The 26,485-nt window shown below is 60.8% G+C and carries 15 protein-coding genes and 5 pseudogenes; 12 read left to right on the forward strand and 8 right to left on the reverse strand.

The window, feature by feature from the left end; translation table 11 throughout:
• Positions 1-164 precede the first annotated feature (164 nt).
• From HDG33_RS30775 to HDG33_RS30785, 3 genes are read right to left on the reverse strand one after another with little or no spacing between them, the layout of a single operon-like run.
• On the reverse strand, positions 165-1,424 hold the full coding sequence (locus HDG33_RS30775; RefSeq protein WP_409259097.1) for a lipocalin-like domain-containing protein: 1,260 nt from the start codon (positions 1,422-1,424) through the stop codon (positions 165-167).
• Positions 1,424-4,003 carry an FtsX-like permease family protein gene (locus tag HDG33_RS30780; RefSeq protein WP_184038224.1) on the reverse strand — a complete coding sequence of 860 codons (2,580 nt, stop codon included), beginning with the start codon at positions 4,001-4,003 and terminating at the stop codon, positions 1,424-1,426. The genes HDG33_RS30775 and HDG33_RS30780 overlap by 1 nt, the downstream gene beginning before the upstream one ends.
• The gene (locus HDG33_RS30785) at positions 3,993-4,724 is read right to left on the reverse strand and encodes an ABC transporter ATP-binding protein (protein ID WP_184038227.1); all 732 of its coding nucleotides are present in this window, start codon (positions 4,722-4,724) and stop codon (positions 3,993-3,995) included. Before HDG33_RS30785 ends, HDG33_RS30780 begins: the two co-directional genes overlap by 11 nt.
• A gap of 686 nt (positions 4,725-5,410) precedes the next feature.
• Between HDG33_RS30785 and HDG33_RS30790 the strand changes: the two genes are divergently transcribed.
• The 8 genes from HDG33_RS30790 to HDG33_RS30825 all read left to right on the forward strand — a co-directional run bounded on the left by HDG33_RS30790 (position 5,411) and on the right by HDG33_RS30825 (position 18,288).
• Positions 5,411-6,967: an NADH-quinone oxidoreductase subunit M gene (locus HDG33_RS30790; RefSeq protein WP_184038230.1), complete on the forward strand. Its 1,557-nt coding sequence runs from the start codon at positions 5,411-5,413 to the stop codon at positions 6,965-6,967.
• A 391-nt stretch (positions 6,968-7,358) separates the two neighbouring features.
• Positions 7,359-8,252 (forward strand): ubiquinol oxidase subunit II, encoded by an 894-nt coding sequence (cyoA, locus tag HDG33_RS30795; protein WP_184038233.1) that lies wholly within the window; start codon positions 7,359-7,361, stop codon positions 8,250-8,252.
• Positions 8,253-8,255: 3 nt separating this feature from the next.
• On the forward strand, positions 8,256-10,277 hold the full coding sequence (cyoB, locus tag HDG33_RS30800; protein ID WP_184038236.1) for a cytochrome o ubiquinol oxidase subunit I: 2,022 nt from the start codon (positions 8,256-8,258) through the stop codon (positions 10,275-10,277).
• Positions 10,277-10,882 carry a cytochrome o ubiquinol oxidase subunit III gene (gene cyoC / locus HDG33_RS30805; protein ID WP_018425052.1) on the forward strand — a complete coding sequence of 202 codons (606 nt, stop codon included), beginning with the start codon at positions 10,277-10,279 and terminating at the stop codon, positions 10,880-10,882. The genes cyoB and cyoC overlap by 1 nt, the downstream gene beginning before the upstream one ends.
• Positions 10,883-11,224 (forward strand): cytochrome o ubiquinol oxidase subunit IV, encoded by a 342-nt coding sequence (gene cyoD, locus HDG33_RS30810; RefSeq protein WP_090805900.1) that lies wholly within the window; start codon positions 10,883-10,885, stop codon positions 11,222-11,224.
• A gap of 461 nt (positions 11,225-11,685) precedes the next feature.
• Positions 11,686-13,872, forward strand: coding sequence for a rhamnan synthesis F family protein (locus tag HDG33_RS38145; RefSeq protein ID WP_184038239.1), 2,187 nt, complete (start codon positions 11,686-11,688; stop codon positions 13,870-13,872).
• Between the two features lie 4 nt (positions 13,873-13,876).
• Positions 13,877-15,538 carry a glycosyltransferase gene (locus HDG33_RS30820; RefSeq protein WP_184038242.1) on the forward strand — a complete coding sequence of 554 codons (1,662 nt, stop codon included), beginning with the start codon at positions 13,877-13,879 and terminating at the stop codon, positions 15,536-15,538.
• 59 nt (positions 15,539-15,597) lie between these two features.
• Positions 15,598-18,288: a glycosyltransferase family 4 protein gene (locus HDG33_RS30825; protein ID WP_409259098.1), complete on the forward strand. Its 2,691-nt coding sequence runs from the start codon at positions 15,598-15,600 to the stop codon at positions 18,286-18,288.
• Positions 18,289-18,416: 128 nt separating this feature from the next.
• Here the strand turns inward: HDG33_RS30825 and HDG33_RS30830 are convergent.
• Together HDG33_RS30830 and HDG33_RS30835 are read right to left on the reverse strand one after the other, a co-directional pair.
• Positions 18,417-18,626: pseudogene (locus HDG33_RS30830) on the reverse strand (IS5/IS1182 family transposase); the annotation flags it as partial.
• A gap of 243 nt (positions 18,627-18,869) precedes the next feature.
• Complete coding sequence (locus HDG33_RS30835) at positions 18,870-20,087, reverse strand: sulfotransferase family 2 domain-containing protein (RefSeq protein WP_184038245.1); 1,218 nt, start codon at positions 20,085-20,087, stop codon at positions 18,870-18,872.
• An 82-nt stretch (positions 20,088-20,169) separates the two neighbouring features.
• Here HDG33_RS30835 and HDG33_RS30840 point away from each other — a divergent pair.
• From HDG33_RS30840 to HDG33_RS30855, 4 pseudogenes are all read left to right on the forward strand, one after another.
• A pseudogene (locus HDG33_RS30840) lies at positions 20,170-20,379 on the forward strand (UDP-3-O-acyl-N-acetylglucosamine deacetylase); the annotation flags it as partial.
• 23 nt (positions 20,380-20,402) lie between these two features.
• Positions 20,403-21,719: pseudogene (locus HDG33_RS30845) on the forward strand (aminotransferase class I/II-fold pyridoxal phosphate-dependent enzyme).
• 28 nt (positions 21,720-21,747) lie between these two features.
• Positions 21,748-22,272: pseudogene (locus HDG33_RS30850) on the forward strand (N-acetyltransferase); the annotation flags it as partial.
• A 2-nt stretch (positions 22,273-22,274) separates the two neighbouring features.
• Positions 22,275-23,186 (forward strand): annotated as a pseudogene (locus HDG33_RS30855) (sugar phosphate nucleotidyltransferase); the annotation flags it as partial.
• Positions 23,187-23,661: 475 nt separating this feature from the next.
• Here HDG33_RS30855 and HDG33_RS30860 read toward each other — a convergent pair.
• The 3 genes from HDG33_RS30860 to HDG33_RS30870 all read right to left on the reverse strand — a co-directional run bounded on the left by HDG33_RS30860 (position 23,662) and on the right by HDG33_RS30870 (position 26,356).
• The gene (locus tag HDG33_RS30860; protein ID WP_184038248.1) at positions 23,662-23,916 is read right to left on the reverse strand and encodes a hypothetical protein; all 255 of its coding nucleotides are present in this window, start codon (positions 23,914-23,916) and stop codon (positions 23,662-23,664) included.
• Positions 23,917-24,124: 208 nt separating this feature from the next.
• Positions 24,125-24,811 (reverse strand): HAD family phosphatase, encoded by a 687-nt coding sequence (locus tag HDG33_RS30865; RefSeq protein WP_184038250.1) that lies wholly within the window; start codon positions 24,809-24,811, stop codon positions 24,125-24,127.
• A 99-nt stretch (positions 24,812-24,910) separates the two neighbouring features.
• The gene (locus HDG33_RS30870) at positions 24,911-26,356 is read right to left on the reverse strand and encodes a cytochrome-c peroxidase (RefSeq protein WP_184038253.1); all 1,446 of its coding nucleotides are present in this window, start codon (positions 26,354-26,356) and stop codon (positions 24,911-24,913) included.
• Positions 26,357-26,485: the final 129 nt, after the last annotated feature.

Below are 26,485 nucleotides of genomic sequence, written 5' to 3' on the forward strand. Positions count from 1 at the left end.
TCCCACCCCTTCCCATCCCGAACAGGACCGTGAAACGACTCCACGCCGATGATAGTGCGGATTGCCCGTGTGAAAGTAGGTAATCGTCAGGCTCCTCCCCAGTCAGAAACCCCACCCGCCGCGGTGGGGTTTTTGCGTTTACGCGGCCGACTTTGCGCGCTTCACTACTTTCCGATCCGCAACGCATCCGCGTAACCCGTCAGTTCCAGATAGGCTCGCCCTACATCCGCATTCTGTTGACTCACCCGTACCGCGCCTTCCCAATACACGGCACCGGTCGACTGTCGTGAGTCGAGTTCCTGATCGTCCATCAGCGGATCGAGTTGCCATGTCAGCGTTCCCGCTCTAACCGTCATCGAGACCGGATACGAAGTATTCGTGTGCGGCGAGCGCCACATGCGACGCGGCGTGAAGTCGACTTCACCGGGGTCGAAATTCGTTACCTGACCATCGGGTCTGCGAAGCGTCGCGTGGGCCCATATTGCATGTCCGTCGCGGCTGCGGATCTTGAATGCCATTAGCGCCGAGCCGTCCGTCAAATTGGCCCCGAGCCAATCCCAACCGACCGCATTGGCGGCGAGCAACGTGCTCGACCACTCGTGATCGAGCCACGCGGTCCCCGTCACTGCTGCATCGCGCGTCGTGTCGTTTCCACCTCCGGCTGGGCGCACCACAGTGCCCGTCACGCGGAGTTGCGGTTCGCTGTAGTAATAGCTCGCCTGTTCGGGCCGCGGTCCTTTGCGCGAGTAACCGCGCTCGCCCTGAATCAGCGGAGGCTGCGTTGGCGTGAGTTGGAGGTGTAGCGAGAATCCACTTGCATCGACGGTGACGTCGTAGTGGCCGTCCGCGGCGCGAATCATTTTCCAGGCGTCGAGTTTGACGTCGGTGTTGGCGGTCTTCGCGTAGGCGAGCCCGAGACCCTGCCGAGCGATGCGTTGATCGTGAACGAGGTGTCCGATGGCCGGATCGCTCAGCGCAGCGTGCGCGATGATCAGTTGCGACGGGGCGAAATCGCTTGGATCGGCGGCATCGTGACCAGTCGCCGTACGGAAGAACGTGATCTGGAATCCGAGCGGTCGGTTGTCGGGCGTCGTGAGCCAGCCTGTCGCGTACCACCATTCGGTGCGGAAAGCCGGATGAGCACCGCTGTCCCGCGGAAACGAGATCGGATGGTCTGGCGTGACTGCCGCGAAGGCGACCGGGGTGGATCCAGTGGAGTCGCTACTAGCGGCGAAAGAGGGCGACACAGCGGCTATGCCAATCCAAAGTAGCCCTCGGAAAAAAAGCTGAAGGCGCCGCGGAGGTGACCCGCCGTGTCGGCGCGCGATGCACGTCGCGCAGCCATCAAGCGCAGAGCAAAGCTCGCGAATGGCCGCGCTATCCCGGATCAACCGCATTTTCCACGCACGCCGCGCAGCTGGCATCACCAGTCCTCCTTCACCGCGCGCACTGCATCCACCGACACCGCGCCGCGTCCCGCGACCACCGCCGTCGTACACGACAGCACCAGCATTACCAACGCGACTGTGCCCAGCACGAACCACGGTACATGCAGCGACATGCTCCAGTGAAACGACTGCGGATTGACGACGAACACGAGAATCAGGCTGATCGCGAAACCAAGCGCGAAACCGAGCGCAATGCCGCATGCGGTGAGCAGACCGCCCTCCGAAGCGAGGATCGCGAGAATCTGCGCGCGCGTCACCCCGACGTGGCGCAACATCCCGAACTCACGGGCGCGCGCGAGCGTCTGCGCGGAAAACGTCGCTGCGACGCCGAACAATCCGATCACGATCGCCACCGCCTCGAGCAGATACGTGACCGCGAAACTGCGATCGAAGATCACCAGCGTGCGCGCTCGGATCTCGCCCGGTTGCGACACCTCGAGCGAAGCGCCGAACGGCAGCGCCTTCAAACTTGCGACGACGCGTTCGACATTCACGCCCGGCTCGACGGTCACGGCGACATCGGTTGCGGTGGAGTCGCCGGTCAGCCGCCGATAATCGGCAAGCCGTATCTGGATCGCGCCGCTCTGTCGCGCGTAGTCGCGCCAGACGCCGGCTACGACGAACGTCTGGCCATGCTCGCCGAGCGACAACCGCACACGTTGACCTAACTCATACCCATACAGGTCGATCATTGCTTCGGAAACCCAAATAGGTATGTCGCCGGCGCGAAGCGCGGACGGCGGCAGCACCGCGCCGGTCATCTGCAGAGTCGCGCCCGGATCGTTCGCGTCGATTTCGCGGGCGAGCAGCGCGACATCCGGGCGCGCGGGATCGAGCGTCAGATGTGTGATGCGCGCGAACGCGGCGTTGCCGATGCCGGGCACCGTCGCGATGCGCGTCTGTTCGTCGGGCCGCAAGCCGCCACTGTCGCCGCTATTGCCGCCCGACGCTACGCGCACATACAGATCGGCGGACAGCAGATGCGTGATCCAGTCGTCGACAGACACGCGGAAGCTGGCCACCATGATCGCCATCGCGACGATCAGCGCGAAGCTCGACAGCACGCCGCCCATCGCGATTGACGCCTGCCCCGGCGCATTCGCGAGACGCGCAATCGCGAGCGTGCCCGTCGCGCCCGCGCGGCGTCGCGTGCCGCGCGCGCGGCCTGCCGCGCCGAATATCAGCGCGGTCACGCGCGGCATCAGCGCAATGCCGCCGACGAGCAGCAACGCGACCGCCAGATAACCGGCGATCGGCGCATCGAACCACGGCGGCACGCGCGTCAGCGCGGCGGCCGCCAGCAAACAGCCGAACGCCGGCCACGGCGTGGCGAGCCGCGCCAATGCGCTTTCCTCGGCACCGGCCTTGAGTGCCGGGGCAGGCCGTGCGCGCGCCGCGTCGATAGCGGGCGCTACGCTGCCCAACACCGACACCGCGACCCCGAGCGCGAGAAACACGGCGCTCGCGAGCGGCTCGAAACCGACTCGCGGTTGCACGCCCGGAAAATAGCCGCCGCCGAGATCGCTGCCGAAGAAGCGCAGCGCACCGCTGGCCATCGCGTAGCCGAGCGCAAGTCCACACAACGAGCCGAGCAACCCGAGCAGCGCGCCTTCAAGCAGGATCTGCCGCAATAGCTGAGCGCGCGTGAGGCCGAGCACGCGCAGCATCGCGAATTGCGATCGGCGTCGCACGACACCGAGTGCCTGAGTCGAAAACACGAGGAACGCGCCCGTGAACAGCGCGACCAGCGCGAGCACGTTCATGTTGATCCGGTAAGCACGCGACAGGCGATCGGTGCGGCTCTCAGTGTCGCGCGTCTCGGCGACTACCCATGTGCTGCCGAGCAGCTGTTGCAGATCGCGTTTGAAGCGTTGCCGATCGACGCCGCGTGCGAGTTGCACGTCAACGCGCGTCAGCTTGCCCACCTTGCCGAATCGCCATTGCGCGGCGGCGATGTCCATCACGGCGAGCCGTTGACCCGGGCGCGTGCGCACGAGCCCACCCGCGACGCGCAGATGCAGATCCGACGTACCGCTGCGTAGCGTGACGTCGTCGCCGGTCTTGACGTTCAGCCATTGCTGCGCGGCCGTCGACAGAAATATCGCATCGGAGGCGAGCGTGTCGAACGGGCGATCGGGCGAGGGCACGCCGATCAGATCGGGCGTGATCGACCTCGCCTTGAAGACGTCGATGCCGAGAACGGGCAGTGCACCGGTGCGGCCCGGCACCGCGACGTCGAGCGCGAGCACGGGACTCGCCAGCACCACGCCCGGTTCGTTGGCGAGTCGCGGATAGAGGGACTCGTCGACGAAAGGCTGCGCGCCGCGCACCTGCAGATCCGCTTCGCCTGACAGACTGCGCGCGGCCGCCGAGAATTCGTTGAAGGCGGCGCTGTTGATCAATTGCACCGCGTAGCCGAGCGCGACGCCTAGCGCGATCGTCGCGATGGCGACGAGTGCGCGTCCGCGATGACTGCGCCATTCCGCGACCATCAGCCAGCGCGCGAGAACACGATATCCCGGCGCGCGCGGCAGTGGACGAAGGTCAACGGCCATCGTGGGTCGAGCGGGCCGCGGCGTGCGCGACGTTCGCGGCCTTATCGCGCGCGCCATGCAAGCCGCCCTCGCTGAGGATCAACACGCGGTCCGCCACGGCGGCCGCGGCCTCCGAATGCGTGACCATGATCGTCGCCGCGCCGGTCGCCTTGCTTTGCGCGCGGAACAGGCCGAGCACGTCGCGCGCGGTGGCAGGGTCGAGGTTGCCGGTCGGTTCGTCGGCGAGAAGCAGCGTCGGACGATGCACGAGTGCGCGTGCAATGGCTACACGCTGCAACTCGCCGCCGGAGAGATCGCGCGGAAAGTCGTCGCCGCGTCCACCGAGGCCGACCGCCGCGAGCATGTCGAGCGCGGCGGCCGTCGGTAGATCATTGAGCAGCAGTGGCAGCGCGACGTTCTGCACGAGCGTCAGATGCGGCAGCACGTGAAACGCCTGGAACACGAAGCCGAGCTTCTGGCGCCGCAGTCGCGTCGCGGCGTTGTCGTCGAGTTGTTCGACCGGGCGTCCGTCGATTAGCACGCTGCCGCTATCGGCGCGGTCGAGCCCGGCGATCAGGTTGAGCAATGTCGACTTGCCGACGCCCGAGTCGCCCATGATCGCGACGAACTCGCCCGCAGCGAGTGTGAAGTCGAGCTGCGCGAGCACGATGCGGCCGGTGCCGTACCGCTTGCTCAGGCCGCGGCATTCGAGTGCGGGTACGACGTCGTCACGAAGCGCCATGCGAGGAGGTCCGGAAAAGGAGTCGGGCGAGGGGAGCCCGTTGCGCGAATTGAGTGTGCCTCGCCGCGCGAGTTTCTGCAGCAGTTACAATCGCGCGGCGCTGGTCTGCGTAAGGAAAATGGAAGATTCGTGCGCCTGGAGCGGAACAGTTTCGGCGCACCTTGATCGAGGCGCGCGGCACCGCTAGCGACCTCCTCGCCGGTCGGTTTAGACCGCCCGCACTAAAATTTTTTTATCGCCGGCGAGGCAAATTTTTGTTTGGCTGCCGCTCGTGCCCGACCGTCAAAAAGCACTCGACCGCACGATCCGTTCCAGTCGAACCAGCCCCATAAACAGCGAATGTCTAACAGCGGCCAACCTCCGGCTAATTGCCAGCTTTTGCTGCCAAACTGCCAAGGCCTAACGACGCCTTTGTAACAATGTGCAAGCGCACATTTCGATGCATTTTGCAAGCGCCCACGTCGCAACAATGTATTGTGGCGCGGATTTCGCGGCTGTTGCGATGCAAAATTATTCTTATCTTGGTAATCTCCCACCCTTGGTCAGTTGGCTGCGGGTAAACGTGTAGCGGGAATCCCCTCCACGCGTCAATTTCAGCGAACCCAAACTTACATTTCCATTTCAATGTCTGCTTGTTTCAGGGGGCGTTGACGCGGCGTTTTGTACTTCAAGTTTTGACAGAGCACATGCCATTGCCTCTCCTAAGTCTTCTCATCTGGATCCCCATCGTCGCCGGGTTCGTCGTTCTGCGCGCCGGGTCGGACGCGGCGCGTGATCGCACGCGCTGGCTCGCGCTGATCGGCGCGGTGGCGGGTTTCTTGCCGGTGATCCCGCTCGTGGCCAGTTTCCGTAACGACGTGACCTCGATGCAGTTCGTCGAGAACGTCCGCTGGTCGCCGACGTTCGATATCGCATGGCATGTGGGAATCGACGGGATTTCGCTGTGGCTGGTCGCGCTGACCGCGCTGACGACGATCATCATCGTGATCGCATCGTGGGAGTCGATCACGCAGCGCACCGCCCAGTACTTCGGCGCGTTCCTGATGCTATCGGGCTTCATGCAGGGTGTGTTCACGTCCCTCGACGGCATGATGTTCTTCATTGCGTTCGAGGCGACGCTGATCCCGCTGTATCTGCTGATCGGCACCTACGGTCACAAGAACCGCACGTATGCGGCGGTGAAGTTCTTCTTCGTGTCGTTCCTCGGTTCGCTGATGATGCTGATGTCGCTGCTCTACCTGTATAGCCAGACGCATAGCTTCGACCTCGCCGTGTGGCGCGAAGCGCACCTCGACATGGTGCCGCAGGCGCTGATCTTCCTCGGCTTCCTTGCCGCGTTCGGCGTGAAGGTGCCGATGTGGCCGCTGCACACGTGGCTGCCCGACGTGCACCTCGACGGCCCGACGGGCGCCGCGGTGATGATCGGCATGCTGAAGATCGGCGGTTACGGTCTGCTGCGTTTCGCGCTGCCGATCGCGCCGCAAGCGAGCCATTTCTTCGCGCCGATGATGATCACGCTGTCGCTCGTCGCGGTGATCTATTCGAGCCTGCTCGCACTCGTGCAGACCGACATGCGCCGCCTGCTCGCGTATTCGACGGTCGCGCATATGGGCCTCGTCACGCTCGGTCTGTTCGTTTTCAACCGCTTCGGCCAGTCCGGCGCAATCGTGCAGATGATCTCGTACGGCGTGGTGTCCGGCGCGATGCTGTTGTGCACCGGCATGCTCTACGACCGCACGAAATCCGCGTCGATCGCCGAATACGGCGGCGTCGCCAACACGATGCCGCGCTTTGCCGCTTTCGTGATGCTGTTCTCGATGGCCAACATCGGTCTGCCGGGCACGTCGGGTTTCGTCGGCGAATTCATGGTGCTGATGGGCGCGATCCGCTTCAACTTCTGGATCGGTGCGATCGCCGCGACCACCCTGATTCTGAGCGCGGCCTACACGCTGTGGATGTACAAGCGCGTGATCTTCGGTGCGATTGCCAACGCGCGCGTGGCGAAGCTGAAGGACCTCGGCAAGCGCGAGTTCGCGCTGCTCGGTGCGTTGGCGCTGCTGGTGCTTGCGATCGGTCTCGACCCGAAGCCGTTCACCGATGCGATCGATCCGTCGGTCGGCACGCTGCTCGCACAATCGGAACGCTCGCCGCTGCCTTCGGACTCCGTGCCGACGGAGGGCGGCGAGCATCTGCAGGCAGCGGCGCCCGGACCGGCTCCCGTCGCCACGCAGACTCCGGGTTAAAAGAACAGAGCGCAAGAGTCGTTGTCGCATCCGCGCGTCAGGATGCGGCGACGCTCTTGCGCTTTTGCGCGTCGTTATCAATCCCTTTGTGAATGCATGCGTGTTGCAGTACGTCGAAAACCGCTGCGCGTCCAGCGATTTTTAGCGCTTATTTCAGGGGACTTTTGCGATGCGTCAGCTTTTCGATGCTTCGTTTCGAAGCGTCGCAAACGACGCTGGTGAATAGGGTGCGCGGGGAAATGCGGCAACGTGTCGCACTGCGTCGCGACGCAATAGTTCGTTGCTAAATCGAGTGTTTATTAGCATCCGTTGCCCCCCTATTATGCGAGCGCTTATTAATGGAGAGCCGTCGAATGACGTTCGTTGAAGTCAAAAAAACGAGGCAGTGGATATGAAAGGACGGACGCTGAGAAGGCCGGCAAGTTTCATTTCCGCCGGCCTCATGTTGCTGCTTTCGGGTTGCAGCAACCTCGATATTCTGAATCCGAAGGGGAGTGTGGGACTCGCGGAGCGTGATCTGATCGCGACTTCGGTGTGGGCCATGCTGATCGTCGTGGTGCCGGTCATTCTGATGACACTGTTTTTCGCGTGGCGTTATCGCGCGTCGAACAGGAACGCCGACTACCAGCCAGGGTGGACGCACTCCACCGCGGTTGAAGTCGTCGTCTGGACGATTCCGACTTTGATCATTCTGTTCCTCGCCGTGTTGACGTGGCGGACGACGCATGAACTCGATCCGTATCGTCCGCTCGAATCGCAGGTCAAGCCGATCAACGTCGAAGTCGTTGCACTCGATTGGAAGTGGCTCTTCATTTATCCGGACCTCGGCATCGCGTCGGTGAACCAGCTCGCGATCCCGGTCGGTACGCCGGTGAACTTCCGGATCACGTCGGACACGGTGATGAACTCGTTCTTCATCCCGCAGCTGGGCGGCCAGATCTACGCGATGGCGGGCATGCAGACGCGCCTGCACCTGATCGCCGATCACGCCGGCGACTACGCGGGCACCTCGGCAAACTTCAGCGGCAAGGGCTTTTCGGACATGAAGTTCCGCACGCTCGCCAGCTCGCCTGAAGACTTCAACGCGTGGGTCGCTAAGGTTCGCGCTTCGTCGGACCGTCTCGACATGGACCGCTATCACGCGGTGTCCGAGCCGAGCGAAAAGGACCCGGTGCGGTACTTCTCGACGGTCGATCCGAAGCTCTTCAACAACATCATTGCCCGCTACAACAACGGCAACGTCATCGACAACATGAAAGACGCCAACTGTGCGCCTAAGGGGTAACTCATGTTCGGAAAACTAACGCTCGATGCGATTCCGTATCACGAGCCAATCATCGTTACGGCGGGCGCGGGGATGATCCTCGCCGCGCTGGCTGTGCTCGGCGCAATCACGTATTTCGGCAAATGGCGCTACTTGTGGACCGAATGGCTGACCTCGGTCGACCACAAGAAGATCGGTGTCATGTATATCGTCATTGCCTTCATCATGCTGCTGCGCGGCTTTGCCGACGCGATCATGATGCGTATGCAACTGGCCCTGTCGTACCTCGCCCCGGGCTTTTTGCCGCCGCATCACTACGACCAGATCTTCACCGCGCACGGCGTCATCATGATCTTCTTCATGGCGATGGCGTTCATGGTCGGTCTGATGAACCTCATCGTGCCGCTGCAGATCGGCGCACGCGACGTCGCGTTCCCGTTCATCAACTCGCTGAGCTTCTGGATGACGGCAATCAGCGCGATTCTGATCAACATCTCGCTGGTGATCGGTGAATTCGCGCAGACGGGCTGGCTCGCTTATCCGCCGCTGTCCGAATTGCAGTTCAGCCCCGGGGTCGGCGTCGACTACTACCTGTGGAGCTTGCAGCTCTCCGGTATCGGCACGTTGCTGACCGGTGTGAACTTCTTCGTGACTATCGTGAAGATGCGCGCGCCGGGCATGTCGTTCATGAAGATGCCGGTGTTCACCTGGACCGCGCTGTGCACGAACGTGCTGATCATGGCGTCGTTCCCGATCCTGACCGTCACGCTCGCGCTGCTCGGTCTGGACCGTTACCTCGGCATGCACTTCTTCACGAACGATGCCGGCGGCAACGCAATGCTGTACCTGAACCTGATCTGGGCATGGGGACACCCCGAGGTGTACATCCTGATCCTGCCGGCGTTCGGTATCTTCTCGGAAGTCGTTGCGACCTACGCGAAGAAGCCGCTGTTCGGCTACAAGACGATGGTGTGGGCGACCTGCGCGATCATGGTGCTGTCGTTCCTCGTGTGGTTGCACCACTTCTTCACGATGGGTTCGGGCGCGGACGTGAATGCGTTCTTCGGTATCGCGACGATGATCATCTCGATCCCGACCGGCGTCAAAGTATTCAACTGGCTGTTTACGATCTACAAGGGCCGTCTGCAGTTCACGACACCGGTTATGTGGACGATTGGCTTCATCATCACTTTCACGATCGGCGGTATGACCGGCGTGATGATGGCGATTCCGGGCGCGGACTTCATGCTGCACAACAGCCTGTTCCTGATCGCTCACTTCCATAACGTAATTATTGGTGGCGTGCTGTTCGGCTATCTGGCCGGCTTCAACTACTGGTTCCCGAAGGCGTTTGGCTTCAAGCTGAACGAGAAGCTCGGCAAGGCCGCGTTCTGGTTCTGGCAGATCGGCTTCTGGGTTGCGTTCACGCCGCTGTACGTGCTCGGCTTCATGGGCATGACGCGTCGTCTGAACCACTACGACAACCCCACCTGGCATCCGTGGCTGATCGCCGCCGCGTTCGGCGCGGTGCTGATCGCAATCGGTATCGCTTGCCAGCTGCTGCAACTGGTCGTCAGCATCCGCGATCGCAACCTGAAGGAAAACCGCGACTTCACGGGCGATCCGTGGGACGGTCATACGCTGGAATGGGCGACGAGTTCGCCGCCGCCGGCTTATAACTTCGCGCACATCCCGGAGGTCCGCTCGCTCGACGCATTCACCGAAATGAAGTCGCGCAAGGGCGGTGTGAAAGTGCCGGCGTATCGCGACATTCACATGCCGTCGAATACGTCCGCGGGTCTGTTGGTGGGTCTGTTCTCGCTGGTGCTCGGTTTTGCCGGTGTGTGGCACATCTGGTGGCTTGCGATCGTTGGCGCGGTCGGCGCGATCGCCACCGTGATCATCTACAGCTTCATGGACAACGACGGCTATTACATTCCTGCCGACACTGTCGCGCTGATTGAAGAGAATCGCAACGGCGGTGCTGGTGCCGTGGCCGGTGTCGGCGCAAGCGCCGGCAAGCAGGTCGCGCTGGAGGTGGACTGATGTTACAGAAGACAATTGCGGTTGAGCCGCAACTCGCGCCGGACCACGTGCCGTCGCACTCGGTGTTCGGTTTCTGGCTGTACCTGATGACCGACTGCATCATCTTCGCGGCGCTGTTCGCGGTGTTCGCGGTGATGAGCCACCAGTTCGCGGGCGGTCCGAGCGGCAAGGACCTGTTCGAGATTCCGGGCGTCGCACTTGAAACGACGATGCTGCTGCTCTCGAGTATCACGTACGGCTTCGCGATGCTCGGCGCGCACAAGAACCGCAAGGGCGTGCTGCTCGGTTGGCTCGGCGTGACGTTCCTGCTGGGCCTCGCGTTCCTCGTGCTGGAAATGCGCGAGTTCTCGCACCTGATCGCCGAAGGCGCGGGTCCGAGCCGCAGCGCGTTCCTGTCGTCGTTCTTCACGCTGGTCGGCACGCACGGCCTGCACGTGACGTTCGGCCTGATCTGGATGGTCGTGCTGGCGCTGCAGGTGATGCGTCATCGCGACCTGACCGAACGCGACATGATCCGTCTGACGTGCCTGAGCCTTTTCTGGCACTTCCTCGACGTCGTGTGGATCGGCGTTTTCACCTTTGTCTATCTTGCGAGCGTGATCTAAATGGACCATAGTCATAGCGCCCATGGCGCACACTCGGAAGGCGGTCACGGCAGCTTCGGCAGCTATACGGCGGGCTTCGTGCTCTCCGTCATTCTGACCGTCGCGGCCTTCGCGATCGTGATGACCGGCACGTTGACGGGCCAGAGCGCGTTGCTCGCGATCGCGGGTCTCGCGTTCGTGCAGATCCTCGTGCATCTGGTGTTCTTCCTGCACATGAACACGTCGTCGTCGCAGCGCTGGAACGTGACGGCGTTTGCGTTCACCGTGCTGACCGCTGTTATCGTGGTTGGCGGGACGTTGTGGGTGTTGCATAACGTCAGCATGAATATGATGTCGCGGTAGGCGGATAACGCTTTAGCGTCAGCCTCGAAAAAAAGCCCCGCAAGATTTCGATCCTGCGGGGCTTTTGTTTTGTCTGGACGGTTTATTTTTTTACTAATTAAATTCAAATGATCTCTTGGTCAATTCGAGCCTATTGATATCATTGAGAAAATTTAAGAATGGTATTCCAGATCTTTTTGTTCACCACTGGTGACTGGCGGCCGTAAGGTTTGGAAGGCGGGACTATTGGAGGTTGCTTCTTGAGAGTTGGAAGAGGTTTGTCGGTGATTCGATCGGCAAATTTAACTGGTGACCGACGGATGCCAGTTGGCCCACTGCGGTCGCGTTTGAAAATCTGCAGCAGATCCTCAGGTACAATGCAGCCGGCCTAATTGAGTTGGGGGTCGTTGACTCTTGGGCGGCCGGTCTTGCATCAGGCCATACAGTTTCGGTCTCGCATATTCCACAACTTTTGCTATCGCATGAATTCGATTACAACGGAACAGGATCCTGTGTTCTCCTCGCTTGCAGTAGCGACTGAAGAGCGCCCGGACGCGCCAAATACCGTCACAAACACGGGATCCTTAGATACAGCCCAGCACTTCTGGCGCAAAGACGAGAACCGTCTAATGCTGCGCGACATGATTCTGGACGAGCGGCGCAGAATCAAAGCGATCGAAAGCCGATATCGCGCGATCGCGGATGCGGCAGCGGCCGAAGTGGCGACAATGCGCGAGACATCTGCGCAGTCCATCGCAGGGCCACGCCGTTCATGGACGCGATTCCTGCATCCTCTGACCAAGCACTTGAAGCGGGTCATGCCGTCCGTTCAGTTAGAAGGCGCTCCACTGCCGCCGGTGACGCCTCCGGAGGCAGGTCGTGCTATCGAAGTCGACTATAGCGTCAAGGTTCCGTTTCAGTTTCCGACGTTGAATCAGATAAAAACGGAGCGCGTCGCTGCGATCATTCATTTGTTTTATCCTGAACTCGCGCCAGAGTTCCGTGTGTATCTAAACAACATTCCGGTCGGTGTCGATGTATATATATCGACCTGTGATTTATTCTCGGCCGGATTAATCCAGAATGCTTTCAAGGGCTGGACGAAAGGCACGGTCGAAGTTTGTGTTGTCCAGAACCGCGGTCGCGATATCGCGCCAAAATTGCTCGCGTTCAAGAGCGTTTTCGAGCGCTATGACTTCGTTCTATGTCTGCATGGCAAGCGTTCACATCATGCAAGTGCATTGGCTCAATGGCGTCACTTCCTTCTCGAAAGTCTTTCCGGTTCAGCCGAAGTCGTCAGCAGTGTCCTTTACGCATTCGAGCATGATCCCAACCTGGGGATGGTCGCCGCCCAGCATTTTGAAACAATGCGGCACTGGACCAATTGGGGGGGCAACTTCGACGGCGCGCAGGGGCTTGCAAACCGTCTCGGTTTCGCTATAGACAAATCGACACCGCTCGATTTTCCATCGGGATCGATGTTCTGGGCGCGGACGGCGGCCCTGAAAAATCTCGTCGAGTTGAATCTGAGTCTCGAAGATTTTCCGGCTGAAGCAAATCAGACGGACGCCACGCTCGCGCATTCAATCGAGCGGCTTTTCTTCTACGCTTGCGAGGGTGCAGGTTTTCATTGGATGAAAATTGCGCGGCCCGAGCTGTATGAGAAAACTCCGGCGATGATCGCCATTGCCTCCGCGCGGGAGTTGAAAGCTTTTGCAAAGCATTATGTTTTTCATCTTCTTGACCCAAAGGGTGTCAAGATCCGCGCCGTTCGGCCGACACCGATCGCAGAACCGCCTCGACGATTGGCCGACATCATTCAGCAACGCGCTCTCGGTCTGCAGGTCAAAACGCCACACAACGCAAAGGTCGTTATCGGGATCGTTACCTATAACAATGACCGGGCGGAACTTCAGCGTACGGTCGAAGCGGCTCGTATCTCTCTCTCCGAGGCCGACCTGCCAGTAGCGAACAATCTCTTCCTGCTCGATAACGGTGACCCCACCGAACATTACGATTTAGACCGCCGCTTCCTGAGACGTTTTCAATCCGAGGGCAATGTTGGCTTTGGCGCTGGTCACAATAGGTTGATGCGTGCGGCTTTCGACGACGGTGCTGACATCTATATTTGCCTCAATCCGGATGGAGTTTTGCATCCGGACGCGATTGGCAGCCTAGTTAAAGCCGTATTGACGGCAGACGGAAGATCATTGGTCGAAGCACTTCAATTTCCTTCAGAACACCCAAAACCCTACGATTCATTGACGCTCGAAACTCCTTGGGTTTCGGGTGCGTGCCTGGCAATTTCCAAGACGTGCTTCGAGGAAGTGGGTGGGTTCGATGAGAGCTTCTTTATGTATTGCGAGGATGTCGACCTTTCCTGGCGTGCCAGAGCGCTTGGATTCAGTCTGAAAACTTGTCCGCAGGCACTTTTCCTTCATCGTGTCACCAATCGCAAGATGAGCGCGTCGACGGTAGAAATGATCTACACAGCTGCTTGCCTGTTGGCGAGGAAGTGGCGTGGCGCGGAGTTCGAGCAGTGGTTGCAGAGCGAAATGGATGGCTTGGGGAAGCAATTACCTCAGCATTATCCAGAGCCTGTTCCCGTTGAGTGGAGCAAGATCGCCGATTTCACCGCACACACAAGCTTCGCGAAACCGCGTTGGTAAAACCATGATTGAAGATCAAGTAGACTGTATCGTTAGGCTTCACGACGTCAAGCGCCTTAATGAGCTGGAACGTTGCGTTTTCTCGCTTGTCGGTCAAACCTATCGTCCACTCAATATTATTGTGGTGTTACAAAGGTTCTCGCCTTCTGATATCGCACAGGTCGAGGCATCGCTTGCTCGCTTGCTCAAGATGCACGACGCTCCTTCGCTGGAGTTAGTGAATTTCACTTCGGAAGAACCAAAAGATGCGCGAACAGAACTGTTGAATCTGGGCCTATCCAAGGCTAGCGGTCAGTATGTCGCTTTTCTTGACTACGATGATGTGTTGTATCCGGAGGCTTACAGTCTTCTGGTCGACCGATTGAAGACAAGCAACGCCGCAATTGTCTTCTCATCTGTCAGAGTGGTGCACGCCGATGTATCCCCGCAATTTATCGTGGCTACGCGCGCAGATTCTGCGGTTTTTCCTGGCGAAGGTATCGAGGATCTGTTCGTGGCTAACTTCTGCCCGATTCATTCCTATATGATCGATAGATCGATTACTTCTGCCGAACTCTATTTCGATCCTCTGCTGACTTGGGAGGAAGATTACGATCTTCTGCTACGCATTACGGCCGCATATCCCTCAGATTTCAAATTGGTTGGCACCATCGTCGGTGACTATTACATCAAATCTGATCTGAGTAATTCGACAGGCGTTGCAGGGGCGGAAGGCAAGCTGAGTGGCGAGCGCTTACGCGAATACGAGCAGGTCGCCGCGTTGATTGAGGCTCGACGCAGAATTACCCGACTCAGTGAGACTGTTAAAAATCAGCTGGGTCTGCGAGACCGTGCCGAAAATATGACAATCCGAAATGCTCTGAAAGAATTAGGTGTCGATGAGGTATTCGCCGAGTCTGTCGCCGCCGGCGCCGCCGATAGACCGAAAGTCGAAATCGCAGTTGCGGCACCGATCCACCCCAACGACGACGTGTTCGAGGGTTCTATAGCCCACTATGAATCGGCCGGTTCGCAGATGGCGGAATTTGTGGAGCGAGCTGCCAGGTTGGTCGGTAGCACAAACCCGACAATCCTTCAGCTTCCCTGTGGTTACGGACGCACCACCCGGCATCTCGTTAAGAAGTTCACGTCATCTGATGTCCACGTTGCAGATATCGTGGCACCGGCTGTCGACTTTTGCCGTTCGACCTTCGGCGTACACGGGCATCACATCATTGCCCCGCTCTTTGAATTTGCCTCAATCGAAAACGCAAAGTTCGACGTCGCTGCACTGGAGTCCCTCGTCACCCATCTGTCGCTGGCAGACGGCCGATCTGCAATGAAGCATTTGTTCGGCAAGCTTCGGTCTGGCGGCATTGCTGTCGTAACCACACACGGCGCGCGGTCGAGAGAGCGGCTAAGTGAAACCGATTGCTATTCGGTAGGAGAAGAAGCGCGAAAACGCCTGCTTTCTTCTTACGATGCTGGAGAATACGCTTTTGTTGAATCTCAACCTAAAAATTCGTCGCGAGCCAGAGTCGCCAAAGATTTCGGGGAAAGTTACGGTGTTTCGATGATTCCGGAACGCTGGTTTCGGACTTTCTGCGAAGAAAACAAACTTACGATCGTGGAACGTATCGTTGGCGGCTGGGACGACAACCAGGACGTTTATTTCATTCGCAAATAACTACTCGGCGCTGAAATAATCGCATCACGCTGGCGAGCACGGCCCACTTCGTCCGCCTGATGAACAACGACATCGAAGTCATCAACGCCGACTGGCTCGAAAAAATGATTTCGTTGTCGCTGCAGGCGAACGAGGGCGCGAATCGGGCGTACCCGGTTCAGCACAGCAGCGTGGTGCTCGGCGTCGGCGATTTGCGAACCCATACGCCGAAAAAAATCAGCCGCTTCAATCAGGAACCCGAGTTGGTCCGGCAGCGCCGGGGCGATCTGGTATTGAGCGCCCACCATTGCTCGCCCAAACTGACGCTGACCGCCGACGACTTTCCTTCGCATGGCCTTCAGGGATTGCAAAACTTGATTAATCTGGGACCGAAAAACAAGACAGAGTGGCTGGCAGAGTACTGGCACCCGTCGCCGGCAGAGCAGTTCTGCCTGCCGAGCGCGATCTACTTTCTGGTGAAATTCAGAGCCGACCTCGCGCCCTTCGATTCGAATACGCTGGACGATCGGGTCACGCTGTACTTCTGGTGGGAAATGACGGCGCGTGAGACATACCCGGATTTCCACTGGGCGCTTCGTCAGGAAGATCTTGAATATCTGCATCAACTCGATAACGATACGCTGATCGATCAGCATCCGGACGCAGTTACATACTGGCTGGCCGCGACCGCACCGAGCGTGCTCGACACAAAGCACCTCGCCGAAACCTTGCTCGAACCGATTTCCTGGCCCGAACTGCTGGAGCCGATCGACTCGCCCCAGTCCAGCAACATACCGTTTCCGCGCTTTCTCGCGCTCATTACGACCGGGCGCCCCGATCTGCGCAGCGCCTTCGACCTGACTACGCTGACCGGCCGGCTCGCTTGCCTGAGCTGGTGGGCGGAGCACGGCCACCTCGAGTACAAGCGGATCAAGTGGACCCAGCCGCCTATCGGCGGCGGGCTACTCGAACCCACGCAGCCCGCCGTCGACGACGGCCCGCACGTGCCGCGCTTTCTGTCACAGATCGTCGGGGAACGGTCGGACCTCCACGCCGCGTTCGGTTCGCTGCACACTTTTGTCGGTCGGCTCAATTGCCTGTCGTGGTGGCTCGAACATGGTCAGTCCCAGTATCGCGTGATCAAGTGGGTACCGCCCACGATGCCCGCGTCGCTGTTCGAGATGGAATGGGGCGAGCATCCCGACTGGCTGCCGGTGCCGCGCTTCCTGCGAATGATCGTCGAGGAGCGAACGGATCTGCAAGAGTTCTGCTCGCTGGACAGCTTCGTCGGACGCATCAAGTGCTTGTCGTGGTGGGACAGAGACGGACAACACGAGTATCGCGCCATTAAATGGTCGGCTGTCCGTCTAGCCGACGTGCTGTCCAGCATCGACAACGAGCAGCAGGCTGATACCTCGTTGCTGCCGCGCTTTCTGATTCTGATCGCGAATGACCGTGCCGATCTGCGCAGCGTCTACGACATGAACACGGAAGCGGGTCGCGCTCAGCTCGTGAGCTGGTGGAACGAGTGGGCCGAAGTCGAATATCCGTTGCTTGGATCGCTCAAGATACGGCGGGTCGAGAGCGCCGAAGACGACAGCGATGACCACGAGCGCGAGCCGGCCCGCTATCGCGCGCGTCTCGAAGGGGTCGGCTATGACCACGGCGTGAACGTGATCGGCTTCCCGCAAGGCGTGCTCGGCCTGGGCGAAGATGCCCGCATGGCCGGGCGCGTGCTGCAACTGTCGTCCACGCCGGTCACGCTGATCAACGCGCCAATGGCGGGACCCGCGCGCCTCGAACACTCGGTCGATCACCTGATCAGCGACGAGCTCAGATATCGCATCAGCCTGATCTGCCTGCCGGCGCCGGAAATGGTGCGCCTTGCGCTGGAGGGCGGCCGTAAATTGATCGACGCACCGACGTACAAGATCGGCGCGTGGCCGTGGGAACTGCCTCGCTGGCCGAGCGCGTTCGGCAAGGTGCATCAGATGGTCGACGAGATCTGGGCGCAGAGCCGGTTCGTCCAGAGCGTCTACAGCCCGCTCGGCGACACGCCCGTCTATCACATGCCGATGGCGGTCGAGGTGCCGGCGCCTGTCGAGCCGAAGCGCGAGCGCTTTGGCCTGCCGACCAACGGATTTTTGTTCTACCTGATGTTTGACGGCAACTCTTGGCTCAGCCGCAAGAACCCGCTCGCCGGCGTGCGGGCGTTCAAGTTGGCGTTCGGCGATCATTCGGCAGGCGTCGGGCTCGTCATCAAGGCGATGAATGTGCGCGACGACGACACGGTGTGGCGCGCCGTGCTCGATCTGGCTGCGGGCGACAGCCGCATCCACATCGTGTCCGAGCGCCTGAGCCGCCAGGACTCGACCGACCTCATGGCCTGCTGTGATGCCTACATTTCGCTGCACCGTAGCGAAGGCTTCGGCCGCGTGATCGCCGAGGCGATGGCGTTGGGGCAGCCCGTGGTGGTCACGAACTTCTCGGGCAACGTCGACTTCTGCGAACCCGACACCGCGTTCCTCGTGGATGGCGAACTCGTGCCGCTGCGCCCCGGCGACTACCTGTTCGCCGAAGGTCAGTACTGGTGCGATCCGGAGGTATCGATCGCGGCGGAACAGCTCAAACGCATGATCGACGATGCGCCACTCCGTGAGCGCATCGCACTGGCGGGGAAGGCACGCATCGAGCGCGACTACTCAGTTGAGGCAGTCGCACGCGCGTATGCGCGACGGTTGGCCGACATTGCGGAGGCGAAGACGATATGACGCTGCGGGTATGTGCTCCGGACATTTTCTCGGGCGATGCGGTGAGTAACCACCGCATCGGCTTCGTTTGAATGGCTGAGCGTCTTGGCTTCCAGGCCGAGCTGTATGCAATTGGCTTCGATGCCCTAGATGTAGATCCTAAGCAGCACGCCAAGATGGTAGGACGGGCGTCCGGTGACTGCCGGAGTGGTACCGTTAAAACCGAGGTCGTCAAGGTTTAGCTCGTCGACAAAAGCATCTATGACCCTGACCGGATTGTCCTGTCGGATGTAGCCATCGACGCATTCGGGAAGCAGTGCGACCTGCTTGCGGTCATCGCCTTCAACAAATCGCTTCATGACTCACCCGGTCTCAGTGCGTTGATTCAGTTTAGGCGATCAATGCGTTTTCGCACACTCTGGGTCCGGCTACGGTCGACCGCGTGGGGCGACAGTTGGCCAGAAACGGTTCGGTGTCCGATTGTCCTTGGAGAGGCCGACAAGCCTCATACCTCGCGTGGCGAGCGGTACATCAGCGCGCTTTGAGGATGATTCGTTGAAGTGCTCAAACGCGAGTGGGCACGACCGGACCAGGACGGCGTCTCACGCCATATGCCAACCCCGCTGCCAGGTCCCCGCACATTGTATCGTTTGCACAGATCCTGCAATCTTAACCCTGAATCCCTCCTGCGCCTCCTCCGGTAACCGAACAGCAAAGCCACAACGATCGGACCCATAGCCCGCAGCAGCCACATCCGGCCGCGGGTTGCCAGTCAGCGTCGTCGCAACCAGCTTTTCCCGTACCCATATTTCAATCGGTACGGATTTGTCCGGTACGCTCAGATTCACCGCCCAGCCGTGCACCATGTCGTCATTCACTGCGTCCACGAAACCATCGAACAGGTCGCCGCATTCGCGGCGACGCGAATGCGCCAGCTCGATATATGCATCGATCGGAGAGAGATCAGCCGAGGTAGCGACTTCGCGCACCATGCGCAAATGATTTTCGTCGAATCCGAACATGTTCGACTTACCGGTATAAATATAGGGATTGTCGAGAGCATCGATCCGCCGCTGAATCAGGCGAACAGCGTCTATGGCCCGGGTATAAACAGCGCCGTACGACTCCCTTTCCCGTGTGATGTCATCGCACACATATTGGTACAACTCGTAGTCCAGTTGGTTGTCTTCGACAAATTTTTTACGGGCTCGTTCGGACAGCGGCGAGCGCTCCTTGGGCACGCCTTCCGTCACATTCGTCCGGATGAAGAACGGCAAACGCATTCCGGTTCTACTGCAAAGACGAAGCAGAAAATCGCTCATGTCTTCACAGAGACCGACTGTCGGGATATGTTGCCGGACGTTCTCAATCGCGATTTCGAGGCTTTCACGGTTCACGCGGCCATGACCGCTCAGCATTTGCACGAACAGATTCTTGCCGCTGCACGATTCGCTCACCCAGTCGTCCAGCGACAATTCACCGCCTTGCGCCAGCGCTTCAGCCTCGGAAACCGAAACTCCGCGCGCGACGCCCCCGTTTTTTCCATTACGCGCGAACCAGTAATGCGAGGTCTGCCGACTGAGCGGGTTGCGCAAAATACTGCAATATTCCAACGGCATCTTGAGGTCTCGATGAATGCCGATAGGATCATGACCGCCGCCGATTCCGCTTGCCAAAAATCGCTCTCGCGTTTTTTCCCGAGATACCCCACTCCACACGAAATTGATGAATTTATCGCGATCGAGATTAAGGTCAAAAAATGAAATGACAGTGGAACCGCCGCATTTCGGCGGATGTATGAAGAACAGAGGTTTGTTCACGTAGGACATCGGTATGTGTTGGGGAGCCTCAATCTTAAATCCAATGGCGGACTCAAGGTGTAACAACCAATTGTGACATGAGGTCGGCAATCGGGTGCTCGGCGGCATGCGCGTGCCCGACGAGTTCGTGCGGCACCGCGTGCTCGATCTGGTCGGCGACATGGCGATGGCCGGCGCGCCATTGCTGGGCCGCGTCAGCGCGTTGCGGCCGAGTCACGAAATGAACTACCGGCTCGTCGCCGCGCTGCTCTCGGATCGCGACGCGTGGGAAGGGGCCGAATTCGCGGGCTGAACGTACAGGATTAGCGGAACACTATGGGACTGGGCGATCACCTTCGCCAGCAACTCGCCGCGAAGGCATTGATGAGGCTGCTGGAGCGCGTGTCCGACGAGGCGCGCGAGCCAGGCGCGCCGCTCGCGCCGAGCAGTGCAGCTTCGAAAGCATGCCGGGTTATCAGCAGTTCGAGATACTGCGGCAGATGGGCGACAAGCTGCAGGTTCAGTCACCGTTTTTTCGCGTGCATGAGGGCGTGGCCGGCGCGACGACGCGCATCGGCGGCGCCGAGTATCTGAACTACGCGAACTACAACTATCTCGGCCTCGCCGGCGATCCGCACGTATGTGCGCGGTCGAAAGAGGCGATCGACCGCTATGGCACGTCGGCGTCCGCGAGCCGCATGGTGGCGGGCGAGCGGCCCGTGCAGCGCGAACTCGAAACGGCGCTCGCGTCGTTCTACGAGGTCGACGATTGCGTCGTGTTCGTCAGCGACCACGCGACCAATGTGACCGTGATCGGCTCGCTGTTCGGTCCCGGCGACCTGATCGTGCACGACTCGCTCGCGCATAACAGCATCGTGCAGGGCGCGCAATTGAGCGGCGCCAAACTTGAGCGGCGCCAAACGGCCGAGCTTTGCGCACAACGACTGGCAGGCACTCGATGCACTGCTCGCGCGCGTGCGGCGCGACTACCGGCGCGTGCTGATCGCCATCGAAGGCCTGTACAGCATGGACGGCGACATTTTCGATCTCGCGCAATTCGTCGACATCAAGCGCCGTCATGCGGCGTTCCTGATGGTCGACGAAGCGCATTCGCTCGGCGTGCTCGGCGAGCGCGGCAAGGGCGTGCGCGAGCATTGCGGCGTGGAGAGCGGCGACGTCGATATCTGGATGGGTACGCTCAGCAAAACGCTGGCCGGTTGCGGCGGGTTTATCGCGGGCACGCAGGCGTTGATCGATATCCCGCGGCACCTCGCGCCGGGCTTCCTGTATAGCGTGGGGCTCGCGCCTGCGTTGGCGGCGGCGTCGCTCGCGGCGCTCGAGCGTCTGATCGCCGAACCCGAGCGGGTCGCGCGCTTGCGCGCACGCGGGCGGCAGTTCATCGACGAGGCGCGTGCCGCCGGTCTCGATACCGGCAAGAGCGCGGGGTATGCAGTCGTGCCGATCATTTCCGGCAGCACGCTGAAGGCCGCGCAATGGGCGAACGCGATGTTCGGCGAAGGCATCAACGTGCAGCCGATCTTCTATCCGGCCGTCGAGGAAAAGGCGGTGCGCCTGCGCTTTTTCATCTGCTCGACGCATGAACCCGAACAGATCAGCCGCACGATCGTCGCGCTCAGGCGCATCGCTCGCTAACCACACCGCAAACACGGTGCAGCCTGTCATGTATGCCGTAGATCCCGCGCGCCCGGACTCGCCAGATCGCGAACACGAACCACCCGCGCTGCGCTGTCGTGCCGCGCGCGCCTACGATGCCGAAGCGTGCGCGCCGCTGATCTTCGCATCGGGCGTTCGCGAATTCGGTTTCTTTCTCGGCGAGCCAGCCGATGCGTGCACCGAGTTTCTCGCGTTTGCGTTTGCATCGAAGCTCGGGCGCTTTTCGTATCGACGCCACCGTGTGGCCGTGACCTGGGACGACCAGCCGGTCGCGGTGCTCGCACTGCATGACGGAGGCCGCACAGGGTTCGACGATCCACACGTCGCGCTGATGCTGCTGCTGTTCTTCGGCTTGCGCCGCACGGTTCGCATGCTGTTGCGCGGCCTCGTGCTCGAAAGCGAATTGCCGGCGCCGAAATCGTCGCAGACGCTGATCGCTCACTGCGCGACGCATGAGCGCCTGCGCGGCACGGGTGTTTTCAGCACGCTCTTTGCGGATGCGATGCGCACGGCAGAGCTGATGAGTGTGCAGACTCGCGCGGCGGCTACCCGAAGCAGTACCTAGCACTAACCGGCGAACACACGCTCGTCCAGCAAACCGCGTTGCGGCTTCGTGGCATCGATGGTGTGACCGCGCTGATCGACGGCACGCAGACGTTCGCGGTCGACTCGTTGGTCGAGAAGCCCGATGCCGCGACCGCTCGGCGCTTCATCGATGAGGGCCGCTACTACTGGAATAGCGGCATGTTCATGCTGAAGGCGTCGATCTATATGGACGAGCTGCGCCGCTACGAGCCGGAGATCGCGCGTCAGGCCGAGCTGTCGCTGCAGAACGCGAAGCAGGACTACGATTTCGTGCGTCTCGATGCCGAGGCGTTCGCCGCCTGCCCGAACATTTCCGTCGACCACGCTGTGATGGAGAAGACGCAGCGCGCGGCCGTCGTCGCGGTCGCCGATCTTGGCTGGAACGACATCGGTTCGTGGACCGCGCTCGCCGACATCGCCGAGCGAGATGCGCAGAACAACACGCTGATCGGCGACGTGAAGAAGATCGTCGCGCAGCTCAATGCGATGGGGCGTCACGAGTCGGTCACGCATCGTCGCGTGGTGCAGCCGTGGGGGTCGTATGAAGGCATCGATAGCGGCGAGCGCTTCCAGGTCAAACGCATCGTCGTCAATCCGGGCGCGCAGCTGAGTCTGCAGATGCATCATCATCGCGCGGAGCACTGGATCGTCGTGAAGGGCACCGCGCTCGTGACGAACGGCGACAAGGAAATCATGCTGACCGAAAATCAGTCGACCTACATTCCGCTCGGCGTCACGCACCGGCTGCTGAACCCCGGCAAGATTCCGCTCGAGTTGATCGAGGTGCAGTCGGGCGCGTATCTCGGCGAGGATGACATCGTGCGGTTCGAGGATACGTACGGGCGTGTGGCGAAGGTTTAACGCCGTCGACGTTTAGCCTCGGCGACGTGTTTCAAAGGCCACTGGTTGAAGGACCGGTGGTTTTTTTCATTTGCGTGAGCGCATCCGGAACCCGACTTACCGCACGCGAAGGGGCAGTGTCGAACAGATTATCTGCGTGCCGAAACGTAAGCAGACTTATGCAATAGAAATGATATGGTTGAAACCATCAGAATCGCCTGAACAGGTCAGCCGTGTCGAGATTGAGCTATCTCCCGGTTGTCCTGGCAATTGCTGCGACGGAAAGTAAGGTCAAGACTCCCGGCACAAGGCGCGCTCTTCAAGATCCGCTGTCGGGTTGCCTAGCGAAACGAACCGGCTTGCGGTCGGCTATCGCGTGCCGATCGATTCGGCCTTCGAGTAAGCAGACGAAACGCGATGCGGCCCGATCGTACCAACCCGGGCCGCAACCCATGCATGATTGCGCCGTCGTCCGCAGCGGCGCTGAGCCTCGTGCTTACAGCGGCACGATTTTGCCCGGCTCCGGATGGCAGACCGGAGTGTAGACCGGCCCGCAGCCGTAATGCACGGGCTGGCAGGGATTGTAGGAGGGCGGGTTGTAGTACGACGGGCCGCGAACCGGCGGTTTTTCGCCGTAACACGAAGGCGGGTATTCGTGCGGGAAACACGAGTGGCCGCCGCGCACGGACTGTGCAGCTGCGTGGTCGAGGTCGTCGCAGCGCGACAGGTCGGCAAGGGTCAAGTTCGACATGATGAATCTCCGGCAACGTTGGATGGGTAGCGAGCGCGCAAATGCTTTGCGCCCGGGCGTTCCAGTTGCACGCACCGTGCCATGCGGCGGGATTCAACGTCTGTGCTGGGTCGAGCGCTGATCGACCGTATCTGCGCAGTCGAAAACTGATCGGCGCTGGCCAACTTGCGGGAAGCCGGTGTCGTTCAACCGCCAACACGTCGGTCGATCAGCGCATGCCCCATCCCGCGAGCAACGCCGGTAGCTCGGCCATCTCCCTGAACACGTGCACCGCGCCCGCGCCATGCAACGCGGTCGCGCTGCTATGGCCGAGGTGCGTCGGGCAATAGCCGAATACCGTCGCGCCGGCCGCGACGCCCGCAGTCGCGCCCGTCACCGTATCCTCGATGACCGCACAGCGTGTCGGCTCGACGCCGAGTGCCGCGGCCGCGGCGAGGTAGACGTCGGGAAACGGCTTGCTGCGCGGCGTTTCGTGGCCGCTGAAGATGCGTCCGTCGAAGCAGTCGAGGATGCCGGCCTTCACGAGCTGCAATTCGATCTTGATGCGATCCGCGCCCGACGCCACCGCGATGCGTCCATTCAACCTCTGGTGCAGCGCGCGGATCGCGAAAGGCGCGCCGTCGATCGCGCGCAACTCATTGTCGAGCGCCACGTTGCGACGCGCGCGGAACTGCGCCAGCCACTCGGCCGTGATCGCGAAGCCGGTGCGCGCCTCGATCAAGGCGGCTTCGTCCCTGACCATCTTGCCGACGAAAATGCGCATCGTCTCTTCGACGCTCAAATGCCAGCCGAGCTCGCCGAGCATCTCGGTGAGCACGCGGTTCGTGATGGGTTCGGAATCGACGAGCACGCCGTCGCAGTCGAAGAGCACGGCGTCGAAAGGAAAATCGGCCATCGGGGATGGGTAGGGATAAGGTCGCGGACCGGCAAGGATACCGCACCGCGCCGCGTGCCGCAGCCTGGAAGCTGCTGCGGCGGCGTCCAGCGCGGCTGCTCAGTCCTTGTACCCGTCGCTCAGCGTCTTCATGAACGCGATGATGTCCTGGATGTCTTGATCGGTCATCGCGGGCTGGTCGCCGAACTTGCGGTCGAACGGCGCATCGGCCACATCCACGTTCGCATGGTATTGCGGCGGCAGATCGTCGTACTTCTGCACCTTGCCCGACGCATCGCTCGGATAGATTCTGTCCGGCGACGTATTGCGCTGGTTGTAGAAGTCCAGCACCTGCTTGAGGTCGTGATACACGCCGTTGTGGAAGAACGTCTTGCGTTCGGCGGCATTGCGCAGTGTCGGCGTCAGGAACATGCCGCAATACTGCGTCTGCCTGGCCATGTCGGTCCGGAATGGCCCACAAATGCCCATGTCGTAGAACTTCGGATTCCTGTTCTGCGCAAGTTCGCGATTGCGCGGCACGCCGAGCGCTTCATACTGCGTGTCGGTAAAAAGAGGTGGAAGGCCGTCCGACGTCGGCTGGCTCAGGTGGCAACCCGCGCAATTGGCCTTGTCCTTGTCGTTGAACAGACGCAAGCCACGTAGTTCGGCTTGCGTGAGGCGTGCATGTCCTTCGAGCCAGGCGTCGTATTTGCTCGAGAATGGATGGAACGCCGGGTCTTCGAATTCATACCGGCCGATCGCGAACATGGCTTCCGACACGAGCAGATTGGGATCGTTGACGACGTGCGGACCGAAAAGTTGTCTGAGCGTATCGATGTGCTTCGAGTGCCTTAGCTTGTCGGCGACCGAAGCCAGATCGGGGTTCGCCATCTCGACCGGGTTGGTCAGCGGCCCAAGCGCCTGGTCCTGCAGCGTGCTTGCCCGGCCGTCCCAGAAGAGTCCCCCTTGCGGCACCATGGCCGGCGCGGCAGGCGCAACGCCCGCGGTTTTCTGGGCGCGCTGCACGCCTAGCGCGGCCGATGCCTGCGTATCGAGGCTGACCGGTGCGGCGTCGGTATCGCCCTGATCGGGACCGATGCTGAACGGCGCCTGGCGATACAGGTACGCGAGCGATGGCACCGGCCGATAGCCCGCTTCCGTCATGTGAAGGCCGCCTGGTTGTACCGTCAGGTCGTTGGGAGGCGAGAAAGCGTGCGCGGCGCTGTGGCACGACGCGCACGACTGTTTGCCCGACGCCGAAAGCGACGGATCATTGAACAGGTCCCTGCCGAGTACCGCGACCGCGCTAAGGGGCGCGACGGGGGGACGCTGGAGCTTGACCGGATGGGCGTTGAGGCCCGTCAGATTCTCGACCGTATCGCCGATCGGCGCGGGCATACGCTCGGGATAGATCAGCGCGTAGCCAACCAGAGCGGCGCCCAACAGCACGATGCCCAGCACTATCCGGAGGATCAGGCGACGCCACGCGCTGCTCGCAGCGCGAGGGGACGGGCCGCTTCCGGTGGGTAGTTGCGAAGACAAGATGGCGTTCGAACGACGATTCATGGCGATAGCGGTAGTCAGGCTGAACTGCAAACAAGCACGTCGAGCCACCGTACCGGCTGGCTCGACGTCATCACTGATTGACGGGCATCAACAGCTCCGTTCCCTGAACGTCACACCGCGTACTTCCCT

The sequence above is a fragment of the Paraburkholderia sp. Cpub6 genome, assembly GCF_014201065.1.
Taxonomy (GTDB): domain Bacteria; phylum Pseudomonadota; class Gammaproteobacteria; order Burkholderiales; family Burkholderiaceae; genus Paraburkholderia; species Paraburkholderia tuberum.

What these genes read in the sequence shown, in the direction of transcription:
- cyoA (WP_184038233.1), top strand. Translation starts at nt 7,359, where the DNA reads ATGAAAGGACGGACGCTGAGAAGGCCGGCAAGTTTCATTTCCGCCGGC.
- cyoD (WP_090805900.1), top strand. Translation starts at nt 10,883, where the DNA reads ATGGACCATAGTCATAGCGCCCATGGCGCACACTCGGAAGGCGGTCAC.
- HDG33_RS30775 (WP_409259097.1), bottom strand. Translation starts at nt 1,424, where the DNA reads ATGCCAGCTGCGCGGCGTGCGTGGAAAATGCGGTTGATCCGGGATAGC.
- cyoB (WP_184038236.1), top strand. Translation starts at nt 8,256, where the DNA reads ATGTTCGGAAAACTAACGCTCGATGCGATTCCGTATCACGAGCCAATC.
- HDG33_RS30860 (WP_184038248.1), bottom strand. Translation starts at nt 23,916, where the DNA reads ATGTCGAACTTGACCCTTGCCGACCTGTCGCGCTGCGACGACCTCGAC.
- HDG33_RS30790 (WP_184038230.1), top strand. Translation starts at nt 5,411, where the DNA reads ATGCCATTGCCTCTCCTAAGTCTTCTCATCTGGATCCCCATCGTCGCC.
- HDG33_RS30870 (WP_184038253.1), bottom strand. Translation starts at nt 26,356, where the DNA reads ATGAATCGTCGTTCGAACGCCATCTTGTCTTCGCAACTACCCACCGGA.
- HDG33_RS30865 (WP_184038250.1), bottom strand. Translation starts at nt 24,811, where the DNA reads ATGGCCGATTTTCCTTTCGACGCCGTGCTCTTCGACTGCGACGGCGTG.
- HDG33_RS30780 (WP_184038224.1), bottom strand. Translation starts at nt 4,003, where the DNA reads ATGGCCGTTGACCTTCGTCCACTGCCGCGCGCGCCGGGATATCGTGTT.
- HDG33_RS30820 (WP_184038242.1), top strand. Translation starts at nt 13,877, where the DNA reads ATGATTGAAGATCAAGTAGACTGTATCGTTAGGCTTCACGACGTCAAG.
- HDG33_RS38145 (WP_184038239.1), top strand. Translation starts at nt 11,686, where the DNA reads ATGAATTCGATTACAACGGAACAGGATCCTGTGTTCTCCTCGCTTGCA.
- HDG33_RS30825 (WP_409259098.1), top strand. Translation starts at nt 15,598, where the DNA reads ATGAACAACGACATCGAAGTCATCAACGCCGACTGGCTCGAAAAAATG.
- HDG33_RS30785 (WP_184038227.1), bottom strand. Translation starts at nt 4,724, where the DNA reads ATGGCGCTTCGTGACGACGTCGTACCCGCACTCGAATGCCGCGGCCTG.
- cyoC (WP_018425052.1), top strand. Translation starts at nt 10,277, where the DNA reads ATGTTACAGAAGACAATTGCGGTTGAGCCGCAACTCGCGCCGGACCAC.